This window comes from Streptomyces tailanensis (assembly GCF_008386495.1).
Lineage (GTDB): Bacteria > Actinomycetota > Actinomycetes > Streptomycetales > Streptomycetaceae > Streptomyces > Streptomyces tailanensis.
Genome location: NZ_VTHJ01000035.1, coordinates 58,463 through 75,947, shown reverse-complemented (window position 1 = coordinate 75,947; position 17,485 = coordinate 58,463). Strand labels below are relative to the sequence as shown.

The window sequence follows — 17,485 nt, the reverse complement described above, 5'->3', positions numbered from 1 at the left end:
TCTTCCCTATTTCGTCCTCTTGACGATAAGCAGGTCGCCCCATTATCGTCTAAGTGACGCGAACAGGTCCGTGAGGTACGTACCACGAGGGGGATCATTCATGGCCGACATCACCCGACGGCTCGGCTGGCGGCATCTGCGCGGTACGCCCACCGCGCACATCCGTCACCACCGCTCCGGGCGGCTCGCGCACGACGGGCCGGGGCTCAGCTTCTGGTACCGGTCACTGTCCGCCTCACTGTCCGAAATCCCGGTGGACGACCGGGAGTTGGCGATGACCTTCCATGCCCGTACGTCCGACTTCCAGGACGTGGCGGTGCAGGCGACGGTGACGTACCGGGTCAGTGACCCCGCGACCGCCGCCGCCCGGCTGGACTTCTCCATCGACCCGGACACCGGGGTCTGGCGCGGTGCGCCGCTCGAACAGTTGTCGACGCTGCTGACAGAGACCGCCCAGCAGCACGCGCTGGACGTGCTCGCCCGTACGTCGCTGGCGTCGGCCCTGGTCGACGGGGTCGCGGCGGTACGGGAACAGGTGGCGGGCGGACTGGCCGCCGAGCCTCGGCTGCCGGCCACCGGGATCGAGATCGTGGCCGTACGGGTGGTGGCGCTGCGGCCCGAGCCCGAGGTGGAGCGGGCGCTGCGGACGCCCGCCCGGGAACAGATCCAGCAGGAGGCGGACCGGGCGACGTACGAGCGGCGGGCCGTCGCCGTCGAGCGGGAGCGGGCCATCGCCGAGAACGAGCTGGCCAGTCAGATCGAACTCGCCCGGCGCGAGGAGCAGTTGGTCGAGCAGCGGGGGACGAACGCGCGGCGGGAGGCCGAGGAGCGGGCGGCGGCGGACGCGGTGAAGGCCGGTGCGGAGGCGGCACGGACCGTACGGCTCGCCGAGGCGGAGGCGACGCGGCAGGTGCGGCTCGCCGAGGCCGAGGCCCAGGCCGCGCGGGCCGTCGGTGAGGCGCGGGCCGAGGCGCAGGCGGCGTGGCTGCGGGTGCACGGTGACGTGGACGCGGCGACGTTGCACGCGTTGACCGGGACGCGGCTCGCGGAGAATCTCCCGCGCATCGAGAGCGTGACGGTGTCGCCGGATGTACTGACCGGGCTGCTGGCGAAGTTGGGCGGCACCTCGGGGGCGTCGGCGTGAGTCTCGCGCCGCGGGTGGTGTTGGTTCATCGCACCACCGAGTACGAGGAGTTGGTGGCCCGGCACGGTACGCACGGGCAGGCCGCGTTCTTTCTACGGTCGCGGGGACGGGACATCGAGGACGTGGCCGAGCGGCATCGGCGGGAGCGGGGGGCGTTGGCCGAGGTCGCGTCGTCCGTGCCGCTGACCTGGCGCCAGGGGCGGGTCGAGCGGGGGGACTTGGACCGGTTTCTGTTCGCGCCCGAGGACGTTGTGGTGGTGGTCGGGCAGGACGGGCTGGTGGCCAATGTCGCCAAGTATCTGGACGGGCAGCCGGTGGTGGGGATCAACGCGGATCCCCGGCGCAATCCGGGGGTGTTGGTGCGGCATCGGCCCGGGGAGGCGGGGAAGTTGATCGCGGCCTCGGTGCGAGGTGGGGGTGGGGTGGATGAGTTGACCATGGTCGAGGCCGTCGCCGACGACACCCAGCGGCTCGTCGCCCTCAACGAGATCTACCTCGGGACCGCGGGGCATCAGACCGCCCGGTACCGCCTGGGGCTCGACGGCGACAGGGGTGCCGTCGAGCCCCAGGCCTCTTCCGGGGTGCTGGTCGGGACCGGGACGGGGGCGAGTGGGTGGATTCGGTCGGTGTGGCAGGAGCGGGGTGGGGGTGGCGGGCTGGAGTTGCCCTCGGCGACGGAGGCGCGGTTGTTGTGGTTCGTGCGGGAGGCGTGGCCGTCGCCTGCGACCGGGACGTCGATGGTGGCGGGGGTGCTCGGGGGGTCCGGGCGGTTGTCGCTGACCGTGGAGTCGGATCGGCTGATCGCCTTTGGGGATGGGATGGAGAGGGATGCGGTGGAGTTGACCTGGGGGCAGACGGTGCGGGTGGGGGTGGCGAGGGTGCGGTTGCGGTTGGTGGGCTGACGCGGGGAGGTCGCCCCTGCCGCCCCTACCCGTCCCATCCCAGGGGCTGCCGCCCCTTCGACCCCGCCACGCCTTCGAGCTCGGTCCAGTCGGTTCGTTGGCGGGTGCGGGTTTGGGGGCTTGTCGCGCAGTTCCCCGCGCCCCTGAAGGGGCGCGGGGAACTGCGCGAGCAACCACACCAAACCCGCAGACGCCCCACATCCGACCTCCCGAGCTCTTCTGCGGGGGTCGAAGGGGCACAGCCCCTGGGATGGGACGGGTAGGGGCGGCGGGGGCGAGATCTCAGAACTAGCCGGCGTAGGGGCTGCCGCCGAGCCAGGTGGTGCCGTCGATCAGTTCGCGCACCGCGTCCAAGTGACCGCTGTGGCAGGCGACTTCGGTGAGCACGTGGATCAGGATGTGCCGCACGTCAGGCATCCGCCAGGCCGGCCAGATCTCCACGGGCCAGGCAGCGGGCTCCTGTTCGGGCGCGGCGGTGGCGAGCACGGCGTCCGCGCGCACGATGGCCGCACGGTAGTCGGCGAAGACCTCCTCGGCGCTCATGCCCTCGGGCACGTACCAGTGCGTCTCCGCGTCCGCCGTGAACTGTCCGGCCACATCCGGCTCGCCCGCGATCACGCCGAGGAACCAGAAGCGTTCGACATCCAGGGTGAGGTGGCGCACCAATGCCAGGCAGTTCCAGCCGCTGGGCAGCACCGGCCGCCGCAGATCCTCCTCCGAGAGCCCTTCGAGGATCTTGAGGATGTGCTCGCGCTGGCGGTCCAGGGCGCCCTTGAGGGCCTCGAGTTCCGGGTTCACCGGGCGGGCGCACAGTTCGGCGAGGCGTTCCAGGGTGCTCGCCATTTGCGTGTGCCACCACGCGCGCCCGCTGTCCACTTCCGCGCGTTTGTCCTCCGGCATGCGCGAACCGTCGAAGATCTCGGTCACGACCGTCGCCCCGGCCCCGTCCGGGACCAGGTCGAAGATCCACCGGTGGCCCCACGCGGCCCCGGACGCGGTGGCGTCGGGGTGCCCACGACCGGGCCTCGGCTCCCAGCCGATACGGCGGTTCGCCTCGTACTCGACGACGTGGTTGTGCATCTCGTAGTCGCCGTAGCGCTCGTAGTGCATCCGCATCACGAAGACGTCCCCAACGCCCGAGACCACAGTGCCCGAGACGCCACCGCGCAGCATCCCCGAGCCGTCGAGGTCCGCGTGCCGTCCGGGATCGGCCAGGATCCGGAAGATGTCCCCCGCCGGGGCCCCGATGCGCCGGGACACCGCCACAACGGGCTCGCCTGTCGTACTCGTCATCCGCGTGCCTCCGCCTCCATGAACCGCAAAGCATGAGCCTGACTTCCGGCTTGGACGCTACACGGGGGGTACGACAGCACCTGGTCGAGCACCGGAATGCTCGGCATGGACACGGTGGAGCTTGGCATCATCCCGTTCACGGCATCCGTCAAGATCGCGCCCGCCAACGGCTTTTGGGTCCTTGATGACCGCCTGGTGGTCGCGGAGGACTCGCACGCCGAACTGTGGACGCCCCGCCCCGGGGCAGCCCCGGCTACTCCGCTACCCGGCCCCCCTTGCGGCGTTTGCGTTGGGTGTAGGTCTCCAGGGCGTGCCAGAGGTCTTGGCGGTCGACGTCGGGCCAGGCCTGGTCGGTGAAGTGGAGTTCGGCGTAGTGGGCGTGCCAGGGGAGGAAGTTGGAGACGCGGAGTTCGCCGCTGGTGCGCCAGAGGAGGTCCACGTCGGGCAGGGCGTGGTGGGGGAGGTGGGCGGCGAAGAGTTGTTCGGAGACTCGGGCGGGGTCCACCTCGCCCGCCAGGGCCGCGCGGGCCAATGAGGCGCCGGCTCGGGCCAGTTCGGCGCGGCCGCCGTAGTTGACGCAGACGTTGAGGGTGAGGCCGGTGCGGTTGCGGGTGGCGTGTTCCTGGCTGCGGAGTACGTCGACGACATCGTCCGGGAGGCCGTCGGGGGAGCCTATCCAGCGCAGTCGTACGTCGTGGTCGAGGAGTTCGCCGTCGAGGAGCTCGGCGCGCATGATGGCGAAGAGCTTGGAGACCTCGTCGGGTGAGCGCTTCCAGTTCTCGGTGGAGAAGGCGTAGACGGTCAGATGGGCGAGGCCGATCTCCAGCGCGCCCTGGACGACGTCCCGCAGCGCGACCGCCCCGGCGCGGTGGCCCTCGTCGCGCGGCAGACCGTTACGGGTGGCCCAGCGGCCGTTGCCGTCCATGACGATCGCCACGTGGTGCGGCAGGTGGGCCGGGGCTATCTCCGGGGGGCGGGCGCCGTCGCGGTGCGGGCGCGGGGGGAGGGGTGGGTCGGTGATGCGGGTTGTGGTGAGGAGTCCGGGGTCGGCGGGTCCTTCAGCCAGGGGCCCGTCCGTACGGTCCACCGTCCGCGTCCTCGCGGGCGCCGTTGCCGCCTGCGGCAGCGTCAGCCGCCACACCACCGCCGCCCTCGCCCGGGCCGGGCCGAGGATCCGCAGCCGGGTGTGACCGGGTACGCGGACCTGGCGGCGCAGTACGGCCGGGCCGGCCCGGAGGATCGCGTCGAGCTCCGCGCCGAACAGGTCGACGGTGGTGTCGAGCACGATCGCGGGGCCCAGTGGCAGTGTCGCGCGCAGCGCCCGGCGGGACGACTCCAGCCAGGTGCGGGCCTCGCCGACGAGGTGTGCGATCAACTGCTGGACGGCGGGGGTCCACCGGCGGGAGAGGAGGTCGGCGGGGGTGACGTGGAAGCGGTCGAGTACTTCGGTGGGGAGCCATACGTGGCCGCCGTCGAGGTCCTCGGGGAGGTCGCGGAGCATGTCGGTGAGGAACAGGCCCTCGACGAAGCGGGTGAAGCCCGGGAGGTCCCGGAGGCGTACGGGGACGGGCAGTCCGGAGCGGACCAGCATGCGCATGAGCTGCTCGGGCCAGCTGACGTTCTGGGCGTGCGCCCTCTCCCGCCACTCCCGCCAGGTCGCGACACTCTCGCGGTCGTCGTCCCGCTGGACCGCGTCCAGCGCGGCCAGCAGATCGGCCAGGTCAAGACCCCAGTGCCACACCGCGTCGGTCAGCGCGAGGCGGATCGGGTCGTCGCTGGTCCCGCTCGCCAGGTCGGCCTCCAGCGCCGCCCGCCACTCCCGGAGCCCGCGGCCCCGCTCGTCCGGGGCCTCCTCGGAGCGGTCGAGCAGGTCGTCGGCGTGGCCGAAGGCGGCGTACAGGGCCCAGCACACGGGTTGGGCGGACGGCGGCATGAGCGCCATCAGGGCGTGCTCGGTGGGCCGGGTCGCACGGACCAGACGGCGGCACTCCTCGTAGGCGGCCTCGAGTGCCGCTCGCTCCCCGCCCGTTCGTTCCCGGCCGGATCGCGTGGTGGTGCGACGCAAGGGGATCTCCACATAGCTCGAATGCGACCGAATGCTCGAACGCGACCGATGAGACCGATGCGCCCGATATGACCGGTGAGATCGACTCGGGTGACGGCGATCGACTCTGATCGCCGTCACCCGAGCACCGCCGGAATCTCCGGTACCACTCGAACACGGAGCACGGCCATGCCTGCTCACGACCCTACAAGCAGCGGCCACGCCGCCTCACAGGCGGGGGTCCACCCGCCACAGCCGCGTCACAGACGCGGGTCCACCGGCTCCGACTCCAGGGCCAGCACCCCGAACACCGCCTCGTGCACCCGCCACAGCGGCTCCCCCTCGGCGAGCCGGTCCAGGGCCTCCAGACCCAGGGCGTACTCACGGAGGGCGAGGGACCGCTTGTGGTTGAGGAAGCGGCCGCGGAGGCGGGTGAGGTTCTCGGGGCGCGTGTACTCCGGGCCGTAGATGATCCGCAGGTACTCGCGGCCCCGGCACTTGATGCCGGGCTGCACCAGACGGCCCGCCTCGTCCCGTACGACGGCCTCGACCGGCTTGACGACCATGCCCTCGCCGCCCCGGCCGGTCATCTCCAGCCACCAGTCGACACCGGCCCGCACCGACCCCTCGTCGCCGGTGTCGACGAACAGGCGCCGGGTGGTCTGCAGCAGGCCGCTGCCGTCGTGCTCGACGATCCGGTCGATGAGGGCGAGCTGCTCGTCGTGCGGCAGCGCGGCGAGGCTGCGGCCCTGGACCGCCAGGATCTGGAAGGGGGCCAGGCGTACGCCGTCCAGGCCGTCCGTCGACCAGCAGTAGCGCCGGTACGCGTCGGTGAACGCGGCCGCGTCGGCGGCCCGCTCCCGCTGCTGCCCCAGCAGCCCGCCCACATCGACACCCCGCGCCGCCGCGCCCTCCAGCGCGGCCAGCGCGCCCGGGAACACCGCGCCGGAGGCGGCACCGACCGCCGCGTACTGCGAGCGCAGCAGCCCGGACGCCTTCAGCGACCACGGCATCAGCTCGGCGTCCAACAGGATCCAGTCCGTGTCGAGTTCGGCCCACAGACCGGCCGCCGTCACGGCCTCGCGCACCCGGCCGAGGACCACCTCGGTACGGGCCTCGTCGTCGAAGAACGGGCGTCCGGTACGGGTGTAGAGGGCGCCCGTGGGGCCTCCCCCACTCTCGGCTGCGCTCGAGCGGGAGGTGCCCCCATCACCGAAGCGCTCGCGAGCCGCGCCCGCGTCCTGGCAGACCAGGGCCACCGCCCGCGAACCCATGTGCTTCTCCTCGCACACGACCCGCGCGACCCCGTCCTCCTTGTACTGCTTGAATGCCTCCGCCGGGTGCTCCAGGTAGCCCTCGATGTGCGAGGTGGCCGTCGGGGCCATGGTCGGCGGGAGATACGGCAGCAGGCGTGGGTCGATCGCGAAGCGGCTCATGACCTCCAGGGCGGCCGCCGCGTTCTCCTCACGGATCGAGACCCGCGCCTGGCTCTGGTACCGGGTCTCGACGATCCGCCGCCCGTGTACGTCGGCCAGGTCCAGCGGCCGGCCCTCGTGTCCGCCGGGTGCCTCGGTGGCGAGCGGCTTGGCCGGCTCGTACCAGACCTTCTCGGCCGGTACGTCGACCAGTTCGCGCTCCGGCCAGCGCAGCGCGGTGAGCTTGCCGCCGAAGACGGCGCCGGTGTCGAGGCAGATGGTGTTGTTCAGCCAGGTGGCCTGCGGAACCGGGGTGTGACCGTAGACGACCGCCGCGCGACCCCGGTAGTCCTCCGCCCACGGGTAGCGCACCGGCAGCCCGAACTCGTCGGTCTCGCCGGTGGTGTCGCCGTACAGGGCGTGGCTGCGCACCCGGCCGGAGGTCCGGCCGTGGTACTTCTCGGGCAGACCGGCGTGGCAGACGACCAGGCGTCCGCCGTCGAGGACGTAGTGGCTGACGAGGCCGTCGATGAACTCCCTCACCTGCCGCTTGAACTCGTCGCTCTCGCCCTCCATCTGCTCGATGGTCTCGGCGAGTCCGTGCGTGTGCTGGACGTTTCGGCCCTTGAGGTAACGGCCGTACTTGTTCTCGTGGTTGCCGGGGACGCACAGCGCGTTGCCCGAGCCGACCATGGACATCACGCGGCGCAGTACGCCAGGACTGTCCGGGCCGCGGTCGACGAGGTCGCCGACGAAGACGGCCGTACGGCCCTCCGGGTGGGCGCCGTCCACGTAGCCCAACTTGCCGAGCAGGGACTCCAGTTCGCTCGCGCAGCCGTGGATGTCGCCGATGATGTCGAACGGGCCGGTGAGGTGGGTGAGGTCGTTGAAGCGCTTCTCGGTGACGATCGTGGCGTTCTCGACGTCCTCCACGCCTCGCAGGATGTGCACCTTGCGGAAGCCCTCGCGCTCCAGGCTCCGCAGGCCGCGGCGGAGTTCGCGGATGTGGCGCTGGATGACGCGGCGCGGCATGTCGGCGCGGTCGGTGCGGGACGCGTTCCGCTCGGCGCACACCTGCTCCGGCACGTCCAGCACGATGGCGATCGGCAGCACGTCGTGCTTGCGCGCCAGCTCGATCAGCTGCCTGCGGGACTCCTGCTGCACGCTGGTCGCGTCGACGACCGTACGGCGGCCGGCCGCGAGGCGCTTGCCCGCGATGTAGTGGAGCACGTCGAAGGCATCCCTCGTCGCGCTCTGGTCGTTCTCGTCGTCGGAGACCAGGCCCCGGCAGAAGTCGGAGGAGATGATCTCGGTGGGCTTGAAGTGGCGGCGGGCGAAGGTGGACTTGCCCGAGCCGGAGGCACCGATCAGCACCACGAGGGAGAGGTCGGTGACGGGCAGGGTGCGCCGCTTGGGAGTGTCCATGGTCGAGTCCTCGGCCGTGTTCTCGGCCGTGCCGTTGGTGGTCTCGCTCATGCCGCCTTCGCCTCCTTCTCGTTCTCGTTCGTGGTACGCACGCTGAACACGGCCATCTGGGTGGGCGGTCCCACCTCCGGGTCGTCGGGCCCGACGGGCACGAACTCCACGTCGTAGCCGTGCCGTTCGGCCACCGTCGCCGCCCAGGTGCGGAACTCCTCCCGCGTCCACTCGAAGCGGTGGTCGCTGTGCCGGGAGTGTCCGGCGGGGAGCGTCTCCCAGCGGACGTTGTACTCGACGTTCGGGGTGGTCACGAGGACGGTGCGCGGGCGGGCCGAGCCGAACACCGCGTACTCCAGGGCGGGCAGTCGCGGCAGGTCGAGGTGCTCGATGACCTCGGAGAGCACAGCGGCGTCGTAGCCCTTGAGACGGTTGTCGGTGTACGCGAGGGAGCTCTGGAAGAGCTGCACGCGTGAGGCCTGCCGCTCCCCCATGCGGTCGAGCTTGAGGCGGCGGGAGGCGACGGTGAGGGCGCGCATGGAGACGTCGGTGCCGACGATCTCCGTGAAGCGCACGTCCTTGAGCAGCGCCTGCACCAACTGGCCCTGACCGCAGCCGAGGTCGAGAACGCGGGCGGCACCGGCGTCCCTGAGGGCGGCGATGATCGCGTCCCGGCGCTGCACGGCCAGCGGGGTCGCCTTCTCCTCGGCCTCTGGCGTGTCCTCCGGCTCCTCCACCGCGTTGTCGATCGCCTCGACCTCGCTGTCGTCCGTCTCGGCCAGCCGTACGAGTTCCAGGCGCTCCATGGCCTGCCGGGTCAGCGACCAGCGGCGGGAGAGGTAGCGGCTGGTGATCAGCTTCTGCTCCGGGTGGTCGGGCAGCCAGCCCTCGCCGGCCCGCAGCAGCTTGTCGACCTCGTCGGGCGCGACCCAGTAGTGCTTGGCGTCGTCGAGGACCGGCAGCAGGACGTACAGATGGCGCAGCGCCTCGGCCAGGGTCAGCGACTCCGACTCCAGGACCAGCCGTACGTAACGGGAGTCGCCCCACTCCGGAAACTCGGTGTCGAGCGGCACAGCCTCCGCGGTGACCGTCCAGCCGAGCGGCTGGAAGAGCTTGACGACGAGGTCGGGGCCGCCGCGGGCGGGCAGTGCCGGTATCTCGATGCGGAGCGGGCGGGTCTGGGCCGGGGCGTCGGGCCTGGCGTTGCAGCGGCCGCTCATCGCGCTGGAGAAGACACCGCTCAGCGCCACGGCGAGCAGGGACGAGGCCGCGTACGGGCGGTCGTTGACGTACTGGGCGAGCGCCGCGTCGGGGGCGCCGCCACGGCCCTTGCCCTTGCCGCGCCGGACCAGCGCCACCGCGTCCACCTCCAGCAGCAGCGCGGCCGTGCAGCGCTCGGCGGTCGCCTCGGGGTAGAGGACGTGTGCCGTGCCGTAGGAGGTGGAGAACGCCTGCGCCTTGTCGGGGTGCTTGTGCAGCAGAAAGCCGAGGTCGGTCGCGGGGCGCTCTGGGGTACCGGTGGTGCTGATCGTCAGGAACACGGTGGGGTGCCTCGTCGTGGGTGTCGTAAGTGAGTGCCCAACGTACAGCGACTGCTCAGGGCCCACTCAGGCATTTTCCCGGCGCCTCCGCCCTCCTCCGGCCGGTGGACCACCGCGCCGGGCTCGTGACCTCGTGACGAACCGCCGATGTACGAACACCCACCAAAACAGCGAACCACTTTTCCGGACGGACCACCGGTCGTGATGATCAGAGAGGAGAATTGGGACGGCGACCAGGCGGCCGGGCGTGCGGAATTGGCCGCGCGCATCGAGGCATATCCGTGGCTGAGCATCGGCGCTTTCGATCCATCCGGCGGCAGGGCGCTGGCCTCGCTCTTCATGAAGCCGATCACGAGCGTGGGACTGGGGTCGGCGGCGGCCTGGGCGGAGTACGCGCGGGTGGAGGAATCGATTCCGGCGGCCGGGGCTCGCTGTTCGGAATCAGTCTGAGCAGTGTCGACGGGGACGCGGTGACGGCCACTTTCGAGTTCCTCTGGCCATATGCGCTGAAGCACGGGTGGCGTGACATTTATCCGGGTTTCCCGATGCCCGGTCTACGGGCCTGGAAGCGCGCCCCTCCGGATCTGCCCGCCGAGGTGTACATGAAGGAAAGACGGCATGTGAGTTGCCGCCCGGGCTGCGCGACGAGTCGGTCGCCGCGGGCGGGGTGCCGCTGGACACGGATGACCTGGCGTGGCTGGGTGAACGCGGCTGGGCCCCGTTCGGCACCCCGGCCTTCGAGCTGGTCTCGGCGACCTCCACCCGGCCCTGCTCACCGCCCCCGCCCGCACCCGCCTCCTCGGCCCGCCACCGGCGAACCCGCGCCCACCGATCGGCGTCCAGTGCTTTGACCGGGAAGGTGAGGGGAAACGACTGCGGCAGGTCGTGGTTCGCAGTGGGCCGTATGTGGACCTGTTCAGTTGGGTGCTGTCCGCGCACAGCAGCCAACCAGGTCCGCTGCCCGTGTGGCTGGCTGATGGTTGTGGGCGAGTACCGCGGTCTGTAGTGGTGACTCGCCCACATCTACGCGTTCATCTGGTGAAACGCGCGCATCGGCCGTGCTGAGATTCCCGAGTGATCCCTCGTGTCATTTTCGCCAGAACAGGTGGTGCGTCACGCCGCTCGGGCTGGGCACGACCTCGAGATGGAACCGGTCGAGCAGTTCATCGGGCGACTCCCAAAGGTGCAGGCCGTGCCCGAGCTTCACCGGCGAGACCGCCACGTGCATGGTGTCGACGAGGTCGGCATCAAGGAACTGCCGGATGGTGGTGACCCCGCCGCCGAGTCGGACGTCCTTGCCCTGCGCCGCCTCCCGCGCCCGTTCGAGGACCGTGATCGGGCTGCCGTCGACGAAGTGGAACGTGGTGTCGGAGAGCGTGATCGAAGGACGCTTGTGGTGAGTCATGACGAACACCGGGGTGTGGAACGGGGGCTCGTCACCCCACCAGCCGCGCCAGTCATGGTCGTGCCAGGGCCCACGCTGGGGGCCGAACTTGTTACGGCCCATGATCTCGGCGCCGATGTTGCGTGCGAAGTCCCGCGTGAAGTAGTCGTCGAGGCCACGGCTCCCTCCGGGGTCGGTGCGCATGGGCCAGCTCGCCGTGGCGCCGGCCCAGGAGAACAGCCTCTCAGGATTGACGTGGCCGAACGGACTCTCGAAGCTCTGGTGCTCACCGGCACCGATCCCGTCACTTGAGACGCTGAAGTTCATGACTCTCAGTAGCTGATCCACGTCTTTCCTCATCAGGTTCTGGTCGCAACCTCGTGTGGCGAAGTGCCCCACATCAGGACGTCGAACGGGACGTGGCCGGATCGACAGCGGCCCGTAACTTTTTCCAAGGCGTGCCCGGCGTGAGAGTTCACGTGCGTCGTTCGGCGTCCGCCCCAGCGGATGCCCTTCTCGCTGCGGATGCGGGCGCGTTCGCGGCGCTCGCGCCCACGCGGCGGAGCCGCATATGTCACAGCCCCGCCCCTTCAGGGGCGCGGGGAACTGCGCGATCAACCCACCACAACCGTCACGTACAGACCAACCGCGGACACCCAGTTGTGCTAAGCGTTTGAGTCCTTACGTCGGGCGGGCAGTATCTGGCCCATTCCTATGAGCGCCAATCCGGAGAACATGAGCGCGTTCATGCTGAAGAAGCGGACTTCCCAAGACGGGACCGGCAGCACGCCGAAATAGAACAGCCCTTGCAGTACGCAAGACGTTCCCACCAAGAGTGCTCCAGTCCCGTAGACACGGGGGTGCCTGACGTGGCGGCGCGCCCACGGCAACGTCCACCCCGTACGTATCGAAGCCGCGCCCAGGGCGAAGATCAGTAGGCCCAGGAACAAGCCAACTCCAACGACCCATTCCATGGGTCTCCCTCCGAACTGCGAGCGGAGCATCAGGGGCGCCCCGACCGGGACGCATGCATGATCACAGGAATCGTTGCGGGCAGCAATGCCGGACTCCGGCAATCATCTGTGAGCTTCACGGCGGTGGCACAGCAAGGCGCCCCCGACTACGGCCCTCGCTCACGTAGCAGGGGCGCTCAGGCGTCGCCCTGGTCGCCTCTCGCGCGCAAGGGGTTGTCTCCAGCGGTCGTCATGTGCCAGAAGGTTTCGACTGTGGCTTTGTACTGACGATGCGTCGGATGCAGGCCCGTGTGCTTCAGCGCGGGCCGGAAACCGCCGAAGGGGCGCCGGAATACTGCGCCTTGCAGTGCGCCCGGCGCCGAAGCGACGCCATGCTGCTCCCTGGTGGAGCGCTCACGTCCAGATCTGTACCGCGACACGCGCAGGTACTCAGGACCCAGGAGCATGGTGGCGACGGTGCGGATGTCGTTGCAGAGCGGGTGCATAGGATCGTCGGCATGGCACTGCGACCTGTTCATGTGAACGTAAAGGCTCTTGATGCCTCGGCGGTCGGGCGGTTCTGGGCGGAGGCGCTCGGCTGGAGTGCCTACAGCCCCGGCGTGACCACCTACGTCGGACCCGCCGGCGGCCTCGTTTGGCCGGACCCGGTCGCCGTCGGCATCGACGTCGTTCCCGTTCCGGAGCCCAAGACACCATCAAAGAACCGTGTGCACCTCGATCTCGCCACCACCTCTGCGGCCCATCAGGCGGAGTTGGTCACGCGCCTCCAGGGCCTCGGTGCGACGCCCGGCCACGTGGGCCAGGGCAATGTGCCGTGGACGGTCCTCGCCGATCCGGAGGGCAACGAGTTCTGTGTGCTGGAGCCTCGGGAGATCTACCGGGACACCGGGCCGATCGCCGCGGTGGTGGTCGACTGCGCGGAGCCGCGGACCATGGCCCGGTTCTGGGGTGAGGCGATGGATTGGACCCTGCACGAGGTGACCGACGATCAGGCGGTGTTGCGCTCCGCCAAGGGTGTCGGCCCGTATCTCGAGTTCCTCCGCACGCCCGGCGCGAAGACCGTGCCGGACCGAGTCCATCTTGACCTGCTGCCGTACCCCGGTGACGACAAAGCAGCGGAGGTGGCCCGGCTGCGGGCACTCGGCGCCACCGACCTCGACCTCGGCCAGGGAGACGTCCCGTGGACGTGCCTGGCCGACCCGGAGGGCCACGAGTTCTGCGTCCTCGCCCCGTCCTGACCTCTGGATCGTGGCGGTCAGGAAGGGCTCGAAAGGCCGTGGTCGGTCAGGAGGCCCGGGCGGAGGGACAGCAGGTGGAACTTGGCCCCAGGTGATGCCCTCGACGTTGTCGGCCTCGGTGCCGGAGAGGGTGAAGTCGTACAGGAGCCGCTTCGGCATCGGGCGCTCCGCGCCGGACAGCTTGTCCGCGCCGCGTACGTCCGTCGCGCCGCGGGTGGTGGTCCAGTACAGGCGGATCGCGAAGCCGACGCCGGAAGCGAAGGAGCGCTCCACGGTGAGGTAGTCGGTCTTGTTGATCGCGAGGATCTCGGTGACGCCCCGGTCCGCCGCGTACGTGCTGACGGGGGCCGGCAGCGGGGCGGTGGGCGCGGCCGAGATCCGGTCGACCTCGTAGACGTGCTCGGCCTCCGCCTCGCCGGTGCGGCGGTCCATTGGCACCGTCCGCCTCGGGCGCGACATCGGCCGCGAAGCCACCGGCGAGGACGAGGCCGCCGAGGAGGGCGGAGGCGGTGAGACCGCCGACCGCCGCATGTCTGACGCGCATCAGCACCATGGGGCTGTGCGTGTGCGCGTTGACCAGCCCGGGAACGGCCGGCAGCCCGCGCCCGTCGATCGCCTCCCCCTCCCACGGGGAGCCCTCGGCGGGTCGCACCTCCGCGATGACACCGTCCTCCACCAAGATGTCCCGCCCGGCCGGCACCGAGCACTCGCCCGCCACCGGGGCGCGCAGCACATCGCAGCCGCGCGCCGCGACCACTCAGTCCGCTCAGTCGGCGTGACTCTGCTCGCTCACCACACGCGCGGCGAGGTCCAGGTAGGAGTCGACGGTGCGTTCCCTGAGCCGGGCGAGATCGATCCTCCGGTGCTCGAAGAGATGCGGGTCGAAGGGGATGAAGACGGTCGCCGCGCACGCCTGCCGGAGTGCTCCGTACCTGGCGTGGTCCGGCGTCGGCTGCTTGGCGCCGCCGAGGCCGGTCACCACGGCGACGGCCTCGTCCGCGAGGGTGCCCCGGCCCAGTTCGCGCAGTCCGGCCAGGAGCCGTACCGTCGCGTCCACGGACTCCTCGTCGGTCGTGCAGCACACGACCAGGCGGTCCGTCAGCTCCAGCACCACGTCCGCCGACTCGTCGACGCGGGTCGCGGACAGGTCGGTCAGCACCACCGGGTAATGCCTGGCCGCCAGCGAGAGGGCCCACCGGTACTCGTCCGCGTACGCCAGGCTGGGCGTGAACTGCAGGGGACGGTAGGCCAGTACCTCCAGCCCGGCGGAGGTGAGGCTGGTGTGGCGGCGTATCTCCTCGTAGTCGGCGTCCGGCGGCAGCGTGCTCAGCCCGCGTGGGGGCGAGCCCCGCCGGGTGAGATGTGTGTGTAGGTCGCCCATCGTCGGCGCCCCGTCCAGGGCCAGGATCGGCTCGCCGCGTACGGCGGTGAGTATCGCCCCCAGCACCACGGTGACCGTCGACCGGCCGCAGTTCGGGTGGGCACCGAGCAGGGTGACGCGTCTGCTGTGCGTGAGAGGGCGGCGGACGGCGGCCCGGAGGGCGTCGCGTGCCACGCGGGCGGCGTTGCCCGCCGGGCGCAGCAACGGGCGGCGGCCGAGGCGCGGCTCGGGGGTGTCACGCGGTGCTCGGGGCTCGAGCGGCGGAAGGGACGCCTTCCAGTGGGCCGGCGCCGGGGCGTGCGTCCTCGGGGCCGGGCCACCGCCCCGCATGGCCTGGGCGATGGCGATGTAGCGCGCCATTCTGTCGGCCACCTCGGTGGCCGTGGGGCGGTCGGCCGGGTCCTGTGAGAGGCACTTCAGGACGAGTTCCCGCAGCGGCTGCCAGGTGTCGCCCTGCCACAGGTGCATGCTGTCGGGCACTCCCCGCAGCGGCTTGCGCGGCCGGCTGCTGATGAGCTGCAGCAGCCGGCCGAGGGCCAGGATGTTGTCCTGCGGGGTCGGTGGGGCGCCGGAGCCGTGGTAATCGCCGTCGACCGAGCAGTCCGACAGCCCGGTGAGGAGCACGGAACGCTCCAGGACGACGACGGAGTCCGGGGAGAGGTCGGTCGGTGCCAGGCCGTTGAGGTGACAGAGGCCCAGCGCGGTGGCGAGGTGCCAGGCCAGTACGAAGCTGATGAGGATGTCGAAGGGGCCGGTGCTGTAAGGGCCTGTGTCGAGCAGTTCCCCGAGCCGGGGCGGCTGGGCGTTGGAGCCGTGGGTCGACGGGAAGAGCTGCATGGCGATCCACGGGGGCCGTCCGTCCAGGTCCGTGGCGAGCAGGGCCGGGGCATAGCGGCCGTTCATCCGGCGCAGCGCCTCGGCCTCGGTCGCCAGCAGCCGTGCGGTGGACGCCGGCAGCTCGGGGCGGACGGTGCGCAGCGCCACCTCCTGGCCCTGGTCGTCCAGGGCCAGATAGACGATGGTGCGGCCGCCCTGCCGTCGGCCGCGCAGGGCGTAGGGGCCCAGGTTGGCGGGGTCCTGGGGGGCCAGGGGGTGCCAGATCTGCGGCCGTGGGACCTGGGGGGCGGACGGCGTCGGGACGGTGGGGGCCGGCACGGTGACGCCGAAGCGTGCCATCAGCCGCCGTTCGACCGTGGTGAAGGACGGGAACGCGGCGGGCAGCCGGTCCGCTCCCTCCGGGTGGGCCAGCCAGGCGGGGAAGTCCGGGGACCTGCCCGCCAGTTGTTCGAGGCGGCGCCCGATGCGACGACTGGTACGCAGCAGTTCGCCGCTGGGCACGGAGTCGAGGAGAGCGCTCTTGCACTCCTCGGTGAAGTCGAAGATCCGGTGCTTGGCCGGCAGCGGTCCGGGCACCGGTGCCGGGAAGGGATGGATGAGCCCGCCGAGGAACACCTCCGCCAGATGATCGGTCCGGGCCTGCCATGGGACCGCCGACTGCACCAGGCGCATCACCGGTACGGAGACGGGGGACACCGCGGCCAGATGGGCGGCGAGGCGGTATGCCTGGGGTGACGCGGCGTCCCGGAAGTGCTGGAGGCTGCCGACCTCGCGTGACGCGGTGACCGGCGCCTGCCGCCCGGGGCGGGCCAGCAAGGGGAGTTCGACGGTGATGCCGGGCGAGGTCAGGAGCCTCGTCCAGGCGCCGAGGGATTCCGGGGTGGGCTCCAGGACGGGTACCGGAACGCCGGTGAACCGGGCCAGTTTCCGGGGCAGCACGCGGTCGCTGATCTCCCAGGATGTGTTGGCGCCGCCGGGGCGGCGGGTGGTGGCCTGCCAGCGGTCGGCCTGGATGCCGGAGCCGGCCCACAGATCGGGAGGCAGGGTGTGCAGCACGGCGACCGGGCCGCGGGTCGCCCAGTCCAGCAGGAGGTCGTGCACGGCGCCGTGCCGCCAGGCCGCGCCCATGCCGTCGCTGACGAGGAGGACGAGGGTCTGTCCGGAGGGGTCGCGGAGGGTGGCAGGGGACAGGGTGGAACTGCTGGTGTCGAAGGGCTTTCCGTGCAGGGCCGGTGCGCGGGCGGAGCGGGTGTCGATGCCGCGGACCACGATCGACCGGAAGGCCCCGAGGCGCCGCATGGCGGTCAGGAGTTCGGAGGTGAGGCGGTGCCACAGCAGCATCGACAGGCCGTCGTCGACCAGCACGACGAGGTGCAGCCAGCGCTCGCGCGTCGGGCCCATCACGACGTCGGGGAGCCGGGTCTCGGCCAGCAGGGCCGCCGTGGCCGTCTCGTCGAGTTCCTCGCGCCAGGGGCTGGGCCGTTTCTGTTTCAGCGGGCGCAGGGCCCGGCCGACCACCAGTTCGTCGCGGAGCGCCTTCTCCTCGGGGACGAGCACGGGCAGGGCCGGTCTGCCCCGGTTCAGGAGGGTGGCGAGCGGCGTGTCCGGCAGGAGGGGCGGCAGCGGTGCGGCGTGCAGTTCGGGGTGGGTGAGGCTGGGCAGATCGGATTCCGAGGGCAGGCCGTCGGGCTCTTCCCGTTCGTCCTCGGGGGCGGTCGGCTGCTCCTGGACGGGGGCGACAGCGGCGGACGCGGTGGGCCGCAGGACCCGCTGAAGCGGCAGTTCGTCGTCGGTGTCGGGCGACAGGCGGCTCGCCAGCCAGAGGGTGTCGAGGACCTCCTGCGGGTCGAGGTCGTGGCCCGCTCCCTTGAGCACGCCGAGGACCTCGCCCAGCAGTTCCGTCCCCCGCGACATGG

General features: G+C 71.2%; 12 protein-coding genes and 2 pseudogenes. 6 read left to right on the top strand and 8 right to left on the bottom strand.

Annotation, left to right across the window (positions count from 1 at the left end; genetic code table 11):
* Positions 1–100 precede the first annotated feature (100 nt).
* The gene (locus tag F3T56_RS26565) at positions 101–1,144 is read left to right on the top strand and encodes an SPFH domain-containing protein (protein WP_149827876.1); all 1,044 of its coding nucleotides are present in this window, start codon (positions 101–103) and stop codon (positions 1,142–1,144) included.
* Positions 1,141–2,046, top strand: coding sequence for an NAD(+)/NADH kinase (locus tag F3T56_RS26560; RefSeq protein WP_149827875.1), 906 nt, complete (start codon positions 1,141–1,143; stop codon positions 2,044–2,046). The genes F3T56_RS26565 and F3T56_RS26560 overlap by 4 nt, the downstream gene beginning before the upstream one ends.
* Before the next feature lie 288 nt (positions 2,047–2,334).
* Here F3T56_RS26560 and F3T56_RS26555 read toward each other — a convergent pair whose 3' ends face one another.
* Entirely contained in the window at positions 2,335–2,844 is a 510-nt protein-coding gene (locus F3T56_RS26555; protein ID WP_172639153.1) for a DinB family protein, read from the bottom strand.
* Between the two features lie 588 nt (positions 2,845–3,432).
* Between F3T56_RS26555 and F3T56_RS48240 the strand changes: the two are divergent.
* Positions 3,433–3,567, top strand: a pseudogene (locus F3T56_RS48240) (transcriptional regulator); the annotation flags it as partial.
* A 25-nt stretch (positions 3,568–3,592) separates the two neighbouring features.
* Here the strand turns inward: F3T56_RS48240 and uppS are convergent.
* The 3 genes from uppS to F3T56_RS26535 form a co-directional block, all read right to left on the bottom strand.
* On the bottom strand, positions 3,593–5,404 hold the full coding sequence (uppS, locus tag F3T56_RS26545) for a polyprenyl diphosphate synthase (protein WP_149827874.1): 1,812 nt from the start codon (positions 5,402–5,404) through the stop codon (positions 3,593–3,595).
* Positions 5,405–5,643: 239 nt separating this feature from the next.
* Entirely contained in the window at positions 5,644–8,223 is a 2,580-nt protein-coding gene (locus F3T56_RS26540; RefSeq protein WP_149827903.1) for a polynucleotide kinase-phosphatase, read from the bottom strand.
* A gap of 47 nt (positions 8,224–8,270) precedes the next feature.
* Positions 8,271–9,755 carry a 3' terminal RNA ribose 2'-O-methyltransferase Hen1 gene (locus F3T56_RS26535; RefSeq protein ID WP_149827873.1) on the bottom strand — a complete coding sequence of 495 codons (1,485 nt, stop codon included), beginning with the start codon at positions 9,753–9,755 and terminating at the stop codon, positions 8,271–8,273.
* A gap of 147 nt (positions 9,756–9,902) precedes the next feature.
* On the opposite strand from F3T56_RS26535, the gene F3T56_RS26530 reads away from it, so the two are divergent.
* Entirely contained in the window at positions 9,903–10,205 is a 303-nt protein-coding gene (locus F3T56_RS26530; protein ID WP_149827872.1) for a hypothetical protein, read from the top strand.
* 637 nt (positions 10,206–10,842) lie between these two features.
* On the opposite strand, the gene F3T56_RS26520 is transcribed toward F3T56_RS26530, so the two are convergent.
* Together F3T56_RS26520 and F3T56_RS50455 are read right to left on the bottom strand one after the other, a co-directional pair.
* Positions 10,843–11,487 (bottom strand): dihydrofolate reductase family protein, encoded by a 645-nt coding sequence (locus F3T56_RS26520; RefSeq protein WP_149827871.1) that lies wholly within the window; start codon positions 11,485–11,487, stop codon positions 10,843–10,845.
* Positions 11,488–12,289: 802 nt separating this feature from the next.
* Entirely contained in the window at positions 12,290–12,559 is a 270-nt protein-coding gene (locus tag F3T56_RS50455) for a DUF7848 domain-containing protein (protein WP_484422102.1), read from the bottom strand.
* A 51-nt stretch (positions 12,560–12,610) separates the two neighbouring features.
* Here F3T56_RS50455 and F3T56_RS26510 point away from each other — a divergent pair, with 51 nt between their 5' ends.
* Positions 12,611–13,351 carry a VOC family protein gene (locus F3T56_RS26510; RefSeq protein ID WP_149827869.1) on the top strand — a complete coding sequence of 247 codons (741 nt, stop codon included), beginning with the start codon at positions 12,611–12,613 and terminating at the stop codon, positions 13,349–13,351.
* A 141-nt stretch (positions 13,352–13,492) separates the two neighbouring features.
* On the opposite strand, the pseudogene F3T56_RS50150 reads toward F3T56_RS26510, so the two are convergent.
* A pseudogene (locus tag F3T56_RS50150) lies at positions 13,493–13,783 on the bottom strand (esterase-like activity of phytase family protein); the annotation flags it as partial.
* A 77-nt stretch (positions 13,784–13,860) separates the two neighbouring features.
* Between F3T56_RS50150 and F3T56_RS26500 the strand changes: the two are divergent.
* Positions 13,861–14,130 carry a hypothetical protein gene (locus tag F3T56_RS26500; protein WP_149827868.1) on the top strand — a complete coding sequence of 90 codons (270 nt, stop codon included), beginning with the start codon at positions 13,861–13,863 and terminating at the stop codon, positions 14,128–14,130.
* Here the strand turns inward: F3T56_RS26500 and F3T56_RS26495 are convergent.
* The gene (locus tag F3T56_RS26495; protein WP_149827867.1) at positions 14,118–17,483 is read right to left on the bottom strand and encodes an SAV_2336 N-terminal domain-related protein; all 3,366 of its coding nucleotides are present in this window, start codon (positions 17,481–17,483) and stop codon (positions 14,118–14,120) included. The genes F3T56_RS26500 and F3T56_RS26495 overlap by 13 nt on opposite strands.
* Positions 17,484–17,485 lie beyond the last annotated feature (2 nt).